The sequence below is a fragment of the Skermanella aerolata KACC 11604 genome, assembly GCF_000936425.1.
In the GTDB taxonomy this organism is placed as follows: domain Bacteria; phylum Pseudomonadota; class Alphaproteobacteria; order Azospirillales; family Azospirillaceae; genus Skermanella; species Skermanella aerolata.
In genome coordinates this window covers 131,047-145,000 of the sequence record NZ_AVFK01000008.1, presented here as the reverse complement: position 1 = coordinate 145,000, position 13,954 = coordinate 131,047, and the positions used below count along the sequence as shown (strand labels likewise).

15 protein-coding genes are annotated in these 13,954 nt (G+C 64.4%); 8 read left to right on the top strand and 7 right to left on the bottom strand.

Annotation, left to right across the window (positions count from 1 at the left end):
- Positions 1-193: 193 nt before the first annotated feature.
- The 3 genes from budC to N826_RS39940 all read right to left on the bottom strand — a co-directional run bounded on the left by budC (position 194) and on the right by N826_RS39940 (position 3,388).
- Entirely contained in the window at positions 194-961 is a 768-nt protein-coding gene (budC, locus tag N826_RS12675) for a meso-2,3-butanediol dehydrogenase (RefSeq protein ID WP_147040487.1), read from the bottom strand.
- Positions 962-1,079: 118 nt separating this feature from the next.
- Positions 1,080-2,768: a thiamine pyrophosphate-binding protein gene (locus tag N826_RS12670; RefSeq protein WP_044429213.1), complete on the bottom strand. Its 1,689-nt coding sequence runs from the start codon at positions 2,766-2,768 to the stop codon at positions 1,080-1,082.
- An 86-nt stretch (positions 2,769-2,854) separates the two neighbouring features.
- Positions 2,855-3,388, bottom strand: a complete 534-nt coding sequence (locus tag N826_RS39940) for an invasion associated locus B family protein (RefSeq protein WP_052831136.1) — start codon at positions 3,386-3,388, stop codon at positions 2,855-2,857.
- Positions 3,389-3,549: 161 nt separating this feature from the next.
- On the opposite strand from N826_RS39940, the gene N826_RS12660 reads away from it, so the two are divergent.
- The 4 genes from N826_RS12660 to N826_RS12645 all read left to right on the top strand — a co-directional run bounded on the left by N826_RS12660 (position 3,550) and on the right by N826_RS12645 (position 9,166).
- Positions 3,550-5,232 carry a peptide ABC transporter substrate-binding protein gene (locus tag N826_RS12660; protein WP_147040489.1) on the top strand — a complete coding sequence of 561 codons (1,683 nt, stop codon included), beginning with the start codon at positions 3,550-3,552 and terminating at the stop codon, positions 5,230-5,232.
- Positions 5,233-5,246: 14 nt separating this feature from the next.
- Entirely contained in the window at positions 5,247-6,215 is a 969-nt protein-coding gene (locus N826_RS12655; protein WP_044429211.1) for an ABC transporter permease, read from the top strand.
- The gene (locus N826_RS12650) at positions 6,212-7,099 is read left to right on the top strand and encodes an ABC transporter permease (protein WP_044429208.1); all 888 of its coding nucleotides are present in this window, start codon (positions 6,212-6,214) and stop codon (positions 7,097-7,099) included. The genes N826_RS12655 and N826_RS12650 overlap by 4 nt, the downstream gene beginning before the upstream one ends.
- An 87-nt stretch (positions 7,100-7,186) precedes the next feature.
- Positions 7,187-9,166, top strand: a complete 1,980-nt coding sequence (locus tag N826_RS12645) for a BCCT family transporter (RefSeq protein ID WP_044429205.1) — start codon at positions 7,187-7,189, stop codon at positions 9,164-9,166.
- Here the strand turns inward: N826_RS12645 and N826_RS12640 are convergent.
- The 3 genes from N826_RS12640 to N826_RS12630 are packed head-to-tail and all read right to left on the bottom strand — an operon-like array spanning position 9,139 to position 10,418.
- Positions 9,139-9,516, bottom strand: coding sequence for an ArsR/SmtB family transcription factor (locus N826_RS12640; protein ID WP_044429203.1), 378 nt, complete (start codon positions 9,514-9,516; stop codon positions 9,139-9,141). The two genes, N826_RS12645 and N826_RS12640, sit on opposite strands and share 28 nt — an antisense overlap.
- Positions 9,517-9,555: 39 nt before the next feature.
- Positions 9,556-9,987 (bottom strand): YeeE/YedE family protein, encoded by a 432-nt coding sequence (locus N826_RS12635; RefSeq protein WP_044429201.1) that lies wholly within the window; start codon positions 9,985-9,987, stop codon positions 9,556-9,558.
- A gap of 5 nt (positions 9,988-9,992) precedes the next feature.
- Positions 9,993-10,418, bottom strand: a complete 426-nt coding sequence (locus N826_RS12630) for a YeeE/YedE family protein (protein ID WP_044429198.1) — start codon at positions 10,416-10,418, stop codon at positions 9,993-9,995.
- A 128-nt stretch (positions 10,419-10,546) separates the two neighbouring features.
- On the opposite strand from N826_RS12630, the gene N826_RS12625 reads away from it, so the two are divergent.
- The 4 genes from N826_RS12625 (at position 10,547) to ccoG (ending at position 13,397) form a co-directional block, all read left to right on the top strand.
- Positions 10,547-10,903 carry a carboxymuconolactone decarboxylase family protein gene (locus tag N826_RS12625; protein ID WP_044429195.1) on the top strand — a complete coding sequence of 119 codons (357 nt, stop codon included), beginning with the start codon at positions 10,547-10,549 and terminating at the stop codon, positions 10,901-10,903.
- Between the two features lie 38 nt (positions 10,904-10,941).
- The gene (locus tag N826_RS12620; RefSeq protein ID WP_044429404.1) at positions 10,942-11,610 is read left to right on the top strand and encodes a Crp/Fnr family transcriptional regulator; all 669 of its coding nucleotides are present in this window, start codon (positions 10,942-10,944) and stop codon (positions 11,608-11,610) included.
- A 92-nt stretch (positions 11,611-11,702) separates the two neighbouring features.
- Positions 11,703-11,900, top strand: coding sequence for a YgaP family membrane protein (locus N826_RS12615; RefSeq protein WP_147040492.1), 198 nt, complete (start codon positions 11,703-11,705; stop codon positions 11,898-11,900).
- Positions 11,901-11,927: 27 nt separating this feature from the next.
- Complete coding sequence (gene ccoG, locus N826_RS12610; protein ID WP_044429192.1) at positions 11,928-13,397, top strand: cytochrome c oxidase accessory protein CcoG; 1,470 nt, start codon at positions 11,928-11,930, stop codon at positions 13,395-13,397.
- A gap of 168 nt (positions 13,398-13,565) precedes the next feature.
- Here ccoG and hmuQ read toward each other — a convergent pair whose 3' ends face one another.
- Complete coding sequence (hmuQ, locus tag N826_RS12605; protein WP_044429191.1) at positions 13,566-13,901, bottom strand: heme-degrading protein HmuQ; 336 nt, start codon at positions 13,899-13,901, stop codon at positions 13,566-13,568.
- Positions 13,902-13,954 lie beyond the last annotated feature (53 nt).

The window sequence follows — 13,954 nt, the reverse complement described above, 5'->3', positions numbered from 1 at the left end:
GATGCGGATCACGAAAGACCGTGTTCCAGATCCGGGAGCGCCACAGTTCCACATACCGTCTACTAGCTAAGCGAAGCGGCGAAAATTTATAGTGGGCGACCACGCATGTGCAATGAGATTAATTGCACATGCGCAATGCGTCGCGGGTAGATATAGCCGGCAGATTTCACATGACAATAATGTCTTTACGCCCTTATGCCAGCGGCGGCTGGCCGTTGGAAGCGCTGAGGCCGCCGTCCACCGGCAAGTTCACCCCGTTGACGAACCGGGCATCGTCGCTGGCGAGGAAGGCGATGACCGGAGCGATGTCCTCCGGGTTGGCGGCGCGGCCCAGCGGGATGCGTTCCATGAACTTGTCCATCAGCTTCTGATCGTCCTTCATGTCCTGCGTCAGGTCGGTGAAGGTTAAGCTGGGGTTGACGGCGTTGACTCGCACGCCCTTGCCGCCAAGTTCCAGGGCCAGCGACCGGGTGAAGTTCGACACCGCGCCCTTCGCCGCGTTGTAGAAGCTCATGTTCCAGTCGCCGCCAAGGCCCGAGACGGAGGACACGTTGACGATAGACCCGCCCGTCTTGAGCAGATGCGGCGCCGCCGCCCGGCAGCCATAGAAGACTCCGCTGACATCGGTCGCGATGACGGAGTGCCAGTCCTCCACCGGAACTTCAGTCACCGGCCCGGTCGGCGCAATGCCGGCGTTGTTGACCAGTACGTCGAGCCGGCCGAACTTCTCGACCGCCGCTGCAACTAATCCTTCCACCGACTTCTGGTCCGCCACATCGGCGACATGGACCAGCGTCCGCCCGACGTCCAGGTCTTTCGCCACGTCCTTCAACTTGGATTCGGTACGGCCCGACAGCACGACCGACGCTCCTTCGTCGGAAAAACGGCGGGCAGTGGCGGCTCCGATGCCCGAGCCGGCGCCCGTGACGATGACGACCTTGTCTTTGAAACGTTCGCTCATGGCAGCATTCTCCGGGTTGTGGGAGCCGCCCATCAAGGCGGCCCTTTCCCGGACAATGGTTGACGACGCTTTCCGTTGCGGTTCCCGGCGGGAAGCTGCGATGCGCGGCGGCCCCAGCCTACTTCTGGCCGAGCGCCTGTGCCCGTAGCGCCGACAGCGTCGTGCGGGTGGTGATGACCTCGGGATCCATCCGCAACTCGATCACCGCCGGCAAGCCCGACTCCACCGCCTGTTCGAACGCCGGGGCGAACTCGGCGGTGCGCTCCACCGCCGCCCCGAAAGCGCCGTAGCTGCGGGCAAGCGCCGCGAAGTCGGGGTTGGTCAAGTCCGTGGCGCTGACGCGGCCGGGATAGCGCTTCTCCTGATGCATCCGGATCGTGCCGAAGATGCCGTTGTTGAACACCAGGATGATCGGGGCCGATTTGGCGTGCATGGCGGTCGCCAGTTCCTGCCCCGTCATCTGGAAGCCGCCGTCGCCGACGAAGCTGACCACCAGCCGGTTGGGATGGACGATCTTGGCCGCAACCGCCGCCGGAACCGAATAGCCCATGGCACCGCTGGTCGGCCCCAACTGCCGCCCAGGCCTACCGTATTTAAGGAACCGCTGAGCCCAGCCGCTGAAGTTGCCGGCATCGATCGTGACGATGCTGTCGGCGGGCAGACGGTCGCGAAGCCAGACCGAGATGGCGCCAAGGTCGAGCGCGCCGTCATAGGCCGCGGGCTCCAGCCACTCCAGGAAATCGCGCCGCCCGGCCTCCATCCAGTCGCGCCAGCGGTCGGAGCGCAGGTCATGGAACTTGGGCAGGCTGGAGAGCGCCGAGGCGAACGCGGTCGAGCCCGCCTGGATCGGCAGGTCGGGGCGGAAGACCCTGCCCAGTTCCTCGGCGGAGGCATGGACGTGGATCAAGGTCTGGCGGGTTTCCGGCAGGTCGATCAGCTCGTAGCCCTGGGTCGTCATCTCGCCCAGCCGGGCGCCGATCACCAGCAGCAGATCCGCTTCCTTGACCCGCGCCAGCAGCTTTGGGTTGGGTCCCGTGCCGAGATCGCCGATCCAGGCCGGACTGTCGTTGTTCACCACGTCCTGCCGGCGGAAGGACGAGCAGACCGGGATGTTGCAGGACTCGGCGAAGCGGCGCAGGTCCTCGCAGGCCGCATCGGTCCAGCCGCTGCCGCCCGCCAGGATCAGCGGCCGGTCCGCCAGGGCCAGCAGCTCGGCCACGCGCTTGAGGTCGGCCATTCCGGGATGAGCCTGGACCTCCGTGTAGCGGCCGGTCGGAGCAACCGACACCCGGTCGCGCAGCATGTCTTCGGGCAGCGCGAGCACGACCGGACCGGGCCGGCCCGAGGTCGCCACATGGAAGGCGCGGCTGATGAATTCCGGGATGCGCGCCGCGTCGTCGATCTGGGCCGCCCATTTGGCGACGGGCGAGAACATGCGGCGGTAGTCGATCTCCTGGAAAGCCTCCCGCTCCGCCTGATCGCGCGCCACCTGCCCTACGAACAGGATCATCGGCGTCGAGTCCTGCATGGCGGTATGGACGCCGATCGATGCGTTGCAGGCGCCGGGGCCGCGCGTGACGAAGCAGATGCCGGGGCGGCCGGTCAGCTTGCCGGCGGCCTCCGCCATGTTGGCGGCGCCGCCCTCGTGCCGGCAGGTGATCAAGCGGATGTCCGGGGCGTCATGGAAGGCGTCCAGCACATCCAGATAGCTTTCCCCCGCGACGCAGAATGCCAAGTCAGCGCCATGGACGCGCAGCGAATCGACAAGGATCTGCCCACCTGAGCGGGGCTTGGATGTTCCTGACATGACGTTTCCCGGATTATTTGCTGAGCAACTTATAGACCGGGCGGAGTTTCCGACGCACCGCCCGGTATGTCAATCAGTGGCCCCGATCAGTTGCCCTTGCGCTGCTCCAACGCCTTGTAGGCATTGCCGAATCCCTTCAGGGAAAGCTGGGCCGCTATCCGTTGGTCCGGTGGAATCTTGAAGCCGACGATGCCCCGGTTGCCGCTGCGGAACATGTTGAGCACCTGATCGCGAAGCGTCGCCCGGACAAGGCAGACATTGGGATTGCAGGACTGGATCGGCAGTTCGAGCGCCGGCTTGGTATCGATCTGGAGCACCATGCCTGCCTCCTTGACCGCCTGCGGCGCAAGGTTGAAGCCCAGCGACGGCGTGTTGACGCCGGGGCGGAAGTAGATCGCGGCGCTCAGCAGACCCAGCTTGCTCTCCTCGGCGACCACGTTCTGCGTGATGATGCATTTCGGGGCGCCTTCCGGCACTCTGTCCCTGCATTGCAGTTCCCAGTCGTCGTAGCGCTTCGTTTCGTCGGCGGCTGCGGCCGGGCCGGCGGCCAGTGCGGCGAAAGCGATCAGTGCAGCCCCTAGACCTGATCGAATCCCAGAAAGCCGAGCGTTGGAAAGCATGAAAACTCCTCCTTGAAGACGCCTTCGCGGCGGCTGCGTATTTTGCCGTACCCGTGGGTGTCATCGGTGCTGGACCCCAGGCTGGTCAGAACCCATAGTTCGACGGACATACCGCACGCAACGTATAAGGTGAGCAGCCGGTGGCGAAGGATCGGACTTTGTTGGGAATAGGCTTAAGGCTTGGATGCGCCGCGGTAGCGCTGGCGAGCGCGCTGGCCGGTACCTTGATAAGCGGACCGGCATTCGCGAAGGACGATCTGGTGATCGGCGCGATCCAATTCCCCGGTACGTTCCATCCCAGCATCGATGCGATGGCGACCAAGAACTACATCCTGGACATGGCCCGGCGGCCCTTCACCACCTTCGACCAGGACTGGAAACTGATCTGCATGCTCTGCACCGAGTTGCCGAGCCTGGAGAAAGGGACCGCCGTCGAGGTCACAAGACCGGACGGCACCAGGGCGATAGACGCGACCTTCACGATCCAGCCCGGCGCCGCCTGGGGCGACGGTACTCCTATCACGACCAAGGACGTGCTGTTCACCTGGGAAGTCGGCAAGCACCCGCAGAGCGGCATCACCAACAGCCAGATGTTCGCGAAGGACATCGCCGGGATCACGGCGATCGACGACAAGACCTTCACCATCCATTGGGACAAGTTCAGGTGCAGCTACGACTCGATCAACGACTTCCTGCTGCTGCCCGAGCACCTGGAGCGCCCGGTCTTCGAAGCCGATCCGTCCCAGTACCGCACCCGTACGCTCTACGATACCGATCGGACCAATCCCGGCCTCTACTTCGGTCCCTACAGGATAACGCGGGTTGAATCCGGCGCCTATGTGGTGCTCGAACAGAACCCGTCGTGGTGGGGCGAGAAGCCCAGCTTCAAGCGGATCGTGGTGCGGACGATCGAGAACACCTCCGCGATGGAAGCCAACCTGCTCTCCGGCGAGGTCGATTTCGTCGCCGGAGAGGTCGGGCTATCGATCGAGCAGGCGATTGCGTTCGAGAAGCGCAACGGCAAGCGCTTCAACGTCGTCTACAAGCCGGGGCTGTTCTTCGAGCATATCGACCTGAAGCTCGACAACCCGATCCTGGCCGACGTGCGGGTCCGGCGCGCACTCCTGATGTCGATCGACCGCGACGCGATCTCCCGTCAGTTGTTCGAGGGCAAGCAGCCGGTGGCGCATGGGCAGGTCAACCCGCTCGACCGCTACTACTCCGACGATTTTCCGAAATACCCGTTCGACACGGCAGCCGCCGTCAAGCTGCTTGAAGAAGCGGGCTGGACGGAGCTTCGCGGCGGCATCAGGCACGATGCTTCGGGGCGCCGGCTCAGCCTGGAGTTTCAGTCCACCGCCGGCAACAGGACGCGGGAACTGGTCCAGCAGGTCCTTCAGGCACAGTGGCAGAAGGCCGGCATCGAAGTGAAGATCAACAACCAGCCGGCCCGCGTGCTGTTCGGCTCCACGATGCGCGAGCGGCAGTTTTCGGGAATGGCGATGTTCGCGTGGCTGAGCGCTCCGGAGAACATTCCCCGGACGATCCTGCATTCGACCATGATCCCGACGCCGGAAAACGGATTTTCCGGCCAGAACTATGTCGGCTTCAGCAACCCGGAGGCCGACAAGCTGATCGACGATCTGGAAGTCACCTGTAAGGAGGACGACGCGAGGCCGCTGTGGACCCGCCTGCAACAGATCTACGCCGAGCAGCTGCCTTCCCTGCCCCTCTATTTCCGGTCGGACAGCTACATCATGCCGCCCTGGCTGGAAGGCGTCAGGCCGACCGGCCACCAGTACGCGTCCAGCCTGTGGGTCGAGCAGTGGCGGTCGAAGCAGTGACGCGGCCGGCATAGATGCTGCGGTTCGTCGCGGTCCGGCTGCTCCAGGCGCTCATCGTCCTGCTCGTCATGTCGTTCCTGATCTACGGCCTGATCGGGCTGATGCCGGGCGACCCGATCGACCTGATGATCAACGCCAACCCCAACCTGTCGCCCTCGGACGCGGCGCGGCTGCGGGCGCTCTACGGGCTCGACCTGCCGATCTGGACCCGCTACCTGAACTGGCTGGCCGCCGCCCTTCAGGGCGACCTCGGCTATTCCCGCCTGATTTCCCAGCCGGTGCTGGACGTGCTGAAGCCGCGCCTGCTGAACACGCTGCTGCTGCTCAGCATCTCGCTTGTGCTGGCACTCGCCATTGCGATCCCGCTGGGCGTCCACGCCGCGCGGAAGCCCAATTCGGTGACGGACACCGCCGTCAACTTGCTGTGCTTCGCCGGGATCTCGGTGCCGCCGTTCTGGCTGGCGCTGCTGTTCATCATCCTGTTCTCGGTCACGCTGGGCATCTTGCCGGCTGGCGGCATGGCGCCCATCGGCGGCGACGGCGGTCTGGCTGAGCGCCTGCCCTATCTGGTCATGCCCGTGGCGACCCTGACGCTGGTCAGCATCGGCGGCTACACCCGCTTCGTGCGGGCCGCCGTGCTGGAGCAGTTGCGGCAGGACTATATCCGGACCGCGCGAGCCAAGGGCGTATCGGAACGCAGCGTCGTCTGGCGGCATGCGCTGCGAAACGCCATGATCCCGGTCGTGACGATCGTGGCGCTCGGGTTCGGCTCCCTGTTTTCCGGAGCGCTCGTGACCGAGACGATGTTCGCCTATCTCGGCATGGGCAAGCTGATCTACGATTCGATTCTGGGCAACGACTACAATATCGCCCTGGTCGGGCTGCTGCTGGCGACGCTGATGACGCTGGCCGGCAACCTGCTGGCCGACCTTGGCTACGCGGCACTCGATCCCCGCATCAGCTTCACGGAGACCAGGACTTGAGCGCAGGCCGGCGCTTCCTGAGCCACCCCATATCGGTGCTCAGCCTGATCGTGCTGGTCCTGCTGGGAGCGGCCGCCCTGGCGGCTCCGCTGGTCGAGGGCTGGCTGGGCGTCGATGCCAACGCCGTCAGCCTGTTCAACCGCTTCGGTCCGCCCTCGGCCGAGAACTGGCTGGGAACCGACGAGCTTGGCCGCGATGTGCTGGTCAGGCTGCTCTACGGTGGCCGGGTCTCGCTGTTTGTCGGGATCGCCGCCGCGCTGGCTTCCGCCGTGATCGGCACCATCGTCGGACTGATCGCCGGGTTCTACGGCGGGCGGCTGGACGATTTCCTGATGCGGCTGACCGACGGCGTGATCGCATTGCCCCTGCTGCCGCTGCTGATCGTGCTGGCGGCCGTCGATTTGGGAAAGCTGGGACTTCCGGCTGCTCTGGCGCAGTCCGATCAGGTCAGCCTCTACAGGATCATCGTGATCGTCTCGCTGGCTGGCTGGACCACCGTGGCGCGGCTGGTGCGCGGCGCGGCGCTCAGCGTCCGCCAGCGGGAATTCGTCCTGGCGGCTACAGCGCTTGGGGCCGGCAACGCGCGGCTGATGCTGGTCCATATCCTGCCCAACGTCGCCTCCCCCATCGTGGTCGCGACGACGCTGTCGATCGGCAACATCATCCTGCTCGAATCGGTATTGAGCTTCCTCGGCCTCGGCATCCAGCCGCCGCTGCCGAGCTGGGGCAACATGCTGACCAACGCTCAGGAACTGATCTGGTCGGCGCCCCTGCTGGCAATATATCCCGGCCTGCTGATCTTCGTCACCGTGATCGCCTTCAACTTCGTCGGCGACGGCTTGCAGGACGCACTCGACCCAAGATCGGGCCCTCAGCGCCGCTGATTGACACCTTTCCGCCATCTTGTGTGTTGTCCCGCCTGAAGCTCCGGTGTCAGGCCAGAGCTGGGTGCGAGAAGGAGACGACCAGCCATGAGGCAAAAAACCATAAATCCCCCGGTGTTCTGGGGGGCCAGCCTCATCGTCGGCGCTTTGCTGGCGCTTGGGGTTGTCTTTCCGCATGAGTCGGAAGAAATATTCGCGTCTGTCCAGTCCTCGATCATCGAAGGCTTCGGCTGGCTGTATATTCTTTCGGTCGCCGGTTTCGTCTTTGTTTGTCTATTCCTGGGATTGAGCCGCTATGGCCGGCTGAAGCTGGGTCCCGACGATTCGGAGCCGGACTTCAGCTATCCGTCCTGGATTGCCATGCTGTTCGCCGCCGGCATGGGCATCGGCCTGATGTTCTTCGCGGTGGCCGAACCGATCCAGCACTACGCGAAGCCGCCGGAGGCCGCACCGCTGACGATGGAGGCGGCTCGCGAGGCCATGGTCATCACCTTCGTCCACTGGGGCGTCCATGCCTGGGCGATCTACGGCATCGTCGGGTTGTCGCTGGCCTATTTCAGCTTCCGCTACAACCTGCCGCTGACGATACGCTCCGGCCTTTATCCCCTGTTCAAGAACCGGATCAACGGCCCGATCGGCGACGCGGTCGATATCTTCGCGATCTGCGGCACCCTGTTCGGCATCGCCACGTCGCTGGGGTTCGGGGTGCTCCAGATCAATTCCGGGCTGCATTACCTGTTCGGCCTGCCGAACGAGCTTTGGGTGCAGATCCCGCTGATCGTCGTGATAACGCTGCTCGCCATGGCGTCGGTGCTGAGCGGCTTGGATGTCGGCATCCGCCGCCTGTCGGAACTGAACCTGCTTTGCGCGATCCTGCTGCTGCTGTTCGTGCTGGCGGTCGGGCCGACGACGTTCCTGCTGAAGGCCTTCGTCCAGAATATCGGGACCTATCTGGACCATTTCTTCATCCGCACCTTCAACCTGTACGCCTATGAGCCGAAAAGCTGGCTGAGTTCCTGGACGCTGTTCTACTGGGCCTGGTGGATCGCCTGGTCGCCCTTCGTCGGCATGTTCATCGCCCGCATCTCGCGCGGTCGGACGGTCCGCCAGTTTATCGGCGGCGTCCTGTTCATCCCCAGCGGCTTCTCGTTCCTCTGGATGACCGTGTTCGGCAATACCGCTATCTGGCTCGACATGAACAAGGCGTCCGGCGCGATCGCGGAGGCGGTGTCGGCGGACGTGTCCGTCGCCCTGTTCCAGTTCTTCACCTACCTGCCGTTCAGTGCCGTGGCGTCGGGTCTGGCGGTGCTGCTGGTCGCGATCTTCTTCGTGACGTCGGCCGACTCGGGTTCTCTGGTGATCGACACGATCGCCGCGGGCGGTGCGGAGACGACGCCGGTCTGGCAGCGGGTCTACTGGTGCAGCCTGGAAGGACTGGCTGCCGCCCTGCTGCTGATGGCGGGCGGGCTAACCGCCCTTCAGACGGTGACGCTGATCTCGGCCCTGCCCTTCACCTTCATCATGATCCTGCTGACCGTGGGCCTGATCCGGGGCATGCAGGCCGACGTCGCCAGCAGTCAGGCGGCGACCAGCACGGCGGTCCCCTCGACCGAGATCTCCTGGACCCGCAGGCTTGAGCTGATCCTGCACACGCCCCAGCGGACGGATGTCCGGCGCTTCATCGACGATGCCGTCAAGCCGGCGCTGGAGACGGTGGCGAAGGAGATGCGCGGACGCGGCCTGACGGCGACGGTCGAACCGGACGGAGACGACGGCGTGGCCCTGACCATCCCGGCGGTCGAAGTGCGCAGCTTCGTCTACGGCGTCCACCCGGTCCGCCACCTCCTGCCCGCCTTCACGGCGGCCGAGGCGGCATCGAGCGAGGAGAAGCGCCCGCATAGTTGGGTGGCGCGAACCTTCTTCTCCGACGGCAGCCGGGGCTACGACGTGATGGGGTTCTCCCGCGACCAGATCATCAGCGACGTGGTGGCGCAGTACGAACGCTATCAGGCACTGACCCAGTCGAAGGCGACCGCCCTTTACATCACGTCGCCCGACCCGGCCTGAGACGACCCGGCCTGAGGAGGACAAAACAACCTCTGCAACTCGGCAAGGAAGGGCCTGACCCGGTCCGAGGCGATACGGTAATGGATCACCGTTCCCTCGCGCCGAGTCGCCACCAGTCCTTCCTCCCGCAGCAGCGCCAGATGGCGCGACAGGTTGGACTGGTTGAGGCCGAGCGTCTGGAGCATTTCGCCGACGGAGGTTTCGCCGTCGACAAGGCGGCACAGGATCATCAGCCGGTGACGGCTGGCGAGCGAGCGGAGAAAGGCTTCCGCCTCCGCCGCACTCGCTTCCAGCGCCGCCGGGTCGAGATGGTTTTCCGGTGTCTTGGATGCGGATGAACTGACTGTCATTCTGGAACCATAGCCTGAAGAGGCCGTACGGGCACGCGGCTAGCGCCGGGAGCCCGACAGCAGCCTTTGATATAGGTCGAAGACGACCATCCCGGCCAGCATCGCCGCCACGAAAACCAGCGTACCGCCCTGCCCCGAAACGGACGCCACCAAGGCCGGGGCAGGACAGTAGCCGGCAAGCCCCCACCCGGCGCCGAACAGCACGGCGCCCAGAACCAGCCGCGCATCGATGCCGGTCTTCGAGGGTTCCAGGAACCGGCCATCGCAAACCGGGCGCTGGCGGCGGCCAGCCAGCATGAAGCCTGCCGCCGCGACCGGAATGGCCCCGCCCATGACGAAGGCGAGGCTGGGGTCCCAGTCGCCGGCGATATCCAGGAAAGCCAGGACTTTCGCGGGATCGACCATCCCGGACACGATGATGCCCAGGCCGAACACAAGGCCGGAAGCGAAGGCGACGAAACGCGCGCGCATGGCGGTCAGGCTCCGATCACGTGGCGGACAAGGAAGACGGTGGCTGCCGCAGTCGCCATGAAGACTCCGGTTGCGATCAGAGATCGCGGCGACAGCCGGGCGATGCCGCAGACACCGTGGCCGCTGGTGCAGCCGCTGCCGAGCCGCGTGCCGAAGCCCACCAGCAATCCCGCCACGACCAGCAAGTCCATTGATTTCAATACCGGTGCCGGTGTCGAATAACCGGCCACCGCCCCGAGCAGGAGCGGAGCCGCCAGCAAGCCTGCAAGAAATGCCGCGCGCCAGGCGGTTTCCTTGCGCCGGATCGGCAGGATGCCGCCGACGATCCCGCTGATGCCGGCGATCCGGCCCAGACCCAGCCAGAGCAGCGCCGCGGCAAGGCCGATCAGCATGCCGCCGACGGCGGATGCTACAGGGGTGAAGTTCTCCATCGCGGGGTCCCTTCCATGACCGTTTCAGCTTTAAACATTACTCATTCATAATTGATAATTGACTCATATACGATTTTGGCACAGGATTGCAAACGAAGATTTGAACCGTCCCTCACCGGAGAAGCGTCATGAACAAGGACTGGGTACAAACGACGAAGGATATGTCAGCCGCTCTCAAGCAGCTTCGGGGCGGCGCACCCGCCGTCATGCAGGGCTTTTCGGCCATTGCCCAGGCGGCGTTGAAGGCCAATGCCCTGGATACCAAGACCAAGGAGCTGATAGCGCTGGCCATCGCGGTCGCTACCCGCTGCGACGGCTGCATCGCCTTCCACGCCGAAGCCGCCGTCAAGCAGGGCGCCAGCCGGGAAGAAGTGCTGGAGACGATGGGAATGGCGATCTACATGGGCGCCGGCCCCAGCGTGATGTACGCGGCGCAGGCGCTCGAGGCTTTCGATCAATTCCAGGACAGCAAGACATCGGCATAGTATGGGCACCTTGGTTCCCGCCTGGAGTGATGATCACGATGTCCACCGCACCCGACTGGCTGCACTCGCTTCCGGCCCTGGCCTCCCTCGACGCGGAAGCGTTCGACCTGCTGGCTAAGGCGGCCACGAAGGTGGACGTGAAGGCCGGTACGGTGCTGTTCCGGCCAGGAGACGCCTGCTCCAGCTTCCTGATCGTCCTGACCGGCTCCGTCCGCGTGCAGTTGCTGTCGGAAGCCGGGCGGGAGATCGTCCTGTACCGGGTCGGAACGGGGAGCACCTGCGTCCTCACGACATCCTGCCTGATCGGCAACGAGGGCTATGGCGCGGAAGGCATTGCGGAAACCGCCGTATCGGCCGTGGCCCTGCCAAAGGACAGCTTCGACAGGCTGATCACATGCTCGACCGCGTTCCGCGACTTCGTCTTCCACAGCTTCGGCGCCAGGCTTACCGACCTGATGAAGCTGGTCAGCGAAGTGGCGTTCGGCCGGATCGATTGCCGGCTGGCGGAAGCGCTTGTCAGCCACACCCCACAGGGCGGTCCGATCGCCCTGACCCATCAGGCACTGGCGGTCGAACTGGGAACCGCCCGCGAAGTCATCAGCCGTCACCTGAAGGATTTCCAGCGGCGCGGTCTGGTCGATCTGGGCCGGGGCCATCTGGAAGTGCGGAACGTCTCCGGGCTGCGAGATCTTGCCGCATCCCCTTAAGGCGCTGGATGTAGTGTGACTTAGTCACTGAGGAAGGCGCATCATCGGCGCAAGACTCCGGCATGTTCCTCAAATGCAAAAGGATGCATGTCATGCTGTCGAAAAATGTCGGATCGATCGACCGGATTCTCCGGATCGTCGTGGGCCTCGGCCTGATTTCCCTGGTCTTCGTCGGTCCGCAGACCCCCTGGGGCTGGATCGGGGTCGTCCCGCTGCTGACCGCCGCCATCAGCTTCTGCCCCCTCTACACGCTGATCGGCATCCGCACCTGCCCGATCGGCAACAAGTAGTTTTTCGGAGCCTGGGAGAGACTGAGAATGGCGCTCGCGACACCGGATGAACCGGAAATCACCAGACGCGCCCTGTTCAAGGAACGGGACAAGGTCTATCCGAAGTCGGTCAAGGGCAGATTCAGGACGTTGAAGTGGACGGCGCTGATCCTGCTGCTGTCGATCTACTACATCACGCCCTGGATACGCTGGGACCGTGGACCGGACGCGCCCGATCAGGCCATCCTGATCGACATGACCGGCCGGCGAGCCTATTTCTTCTTCATCGAGATCTGGCCGCAGCAGGTCTACTTCCTGACCGGCATTCTGATCGTTGCCGCGATCGGTCTCTTCCTCGCGACCTCCCTGTTCGGCCGCGTCTGGTGCGGCTATGCCTGTCCGCAGACCGTCTGGACCGACCTTTTCATGTGGGTCGAGCGCAAGATCGAGGGCGACCGGGGTGATCGCATCCGCTTGGACAACGGCAAGCTCAGCATGCCCAAGCTCCGGAAGAAGGTCGCCAAGCACGCCGCCTGGGTTGCCATAAGCCTGGCGACCGGCGGCGCCTGGGCGCTGTACTTCTACGATGCGCCGACGCTGATATCGGACATCCTCCACTTCCAGGTCACGGCGCAGGCGACGTTCTTCATCTTCCTGTTCACCGGCTTCACCTATCTGCTGGCCGGTTGGGCGCGGGAGCAGGTCTGCACTTATATGTGCCCCTGGCCGCGCTTCCAGAGCGCCATGATCGACGAAGACAGCCTGATCGTGACCTATGAAGGCATGCGGGGCGAGCAGCGCCGGCATCTGAAGCGGTCCGAGTCATGGGACGACCGGATCGCGTCCGGCGGCGGCGACTGCATCGACTGCGGCCATTGCGTCCATGTCTGCCCGACCGGCGTCGATATCCGCGACGGCAACCAGCTCGAATGCATCGGCTGCGGCCTGTGCGTCGATGCCTGCAACGAGGTCATGGCGAAGATCGGCCGGCCGGGCGAGCTGATCACCTTCGACACCCACAACAACCAACTCGCCCGTGCCAATGGCGACCCGGCGCGGACCAAGCTGGTCCGCCCGCGCACCATCGTCTACGCCCTGGTCCTGCTGGTGGTCAGCAGCGCCATGTTCGCGGCCCTGGTCCTGCGGCCCCGCCTCGACATTTCCGTCCTGCGCGACCGGGCGCCGCTGTTCGTCGTCCTGTCGACCGGCGACATCCGCAACGGCTACACGTTCAAGATCAGCAACATGACGCGGGAGCGGAAGGACTACGGCCTGACCTTCTCCGGCGTCGCCGGGGCAGATGTCAGTGTGGTCGGCCTGGAAGGAGACGAGCACCTGAAGCCGGTGCTGTCGGCGAAGGCAGATACCGTGACGACCTACCGCATCTATGTCAAAGCGCCGGCTTCTTCGGTGAAGGTTGCGTCCACGCCGCTGAAGTTCGAGCTGACGGATCTGCACGGCGGTGAAACCGCCAAGTACGAGACGGTGTTCATGGCACCGGACGGCACCGGGAAGTGACGCCTTGCACCCTCACCCGAGCCCTCTTCCGGAGGGAGAGGGGATCTTGCTCTGGAGTTTTCTGTCTACTTTCAAAGCCTTAAGCTACGATCCAAAACCGACGACAGTTCCCTCTCCCTCCGGAAGAGGGTTAGGGTGAGGGGCAGTTCATCAACTCCCCCCTATCCCTCAGGACGCCGACGCCGACACCGGGTTCGTCACCGTCTGGATGACTTCGAAGCCCTCGAACTCCGGATGCCCCAGATACAGCGGCTTGTTCCCACCGGCGCCCTTATGGGCATTGCGGAAGGCTTCCGACCGGGTCCAGCCGAGGAAATGCTCCTCCGACTGCCAGACGGTGTGCGAGCTGTAGAGACGGTGGTCGTCGCGCTGCGGACCTCGCAGCATGTGGAACTCGACGAAACCGGGAACCTTGTGCAGGTGACTTTCCCGGTTGAGCCAGACCGCTTCGAAATCGGCCTCCGCTCCCGGCAATACCTTGAAGCGGTTCATGGCGATGAACATCGGGTTGCTCCTCTTTCAATACGGCTGACCAGCCAAATGTCGTACATGCCGCC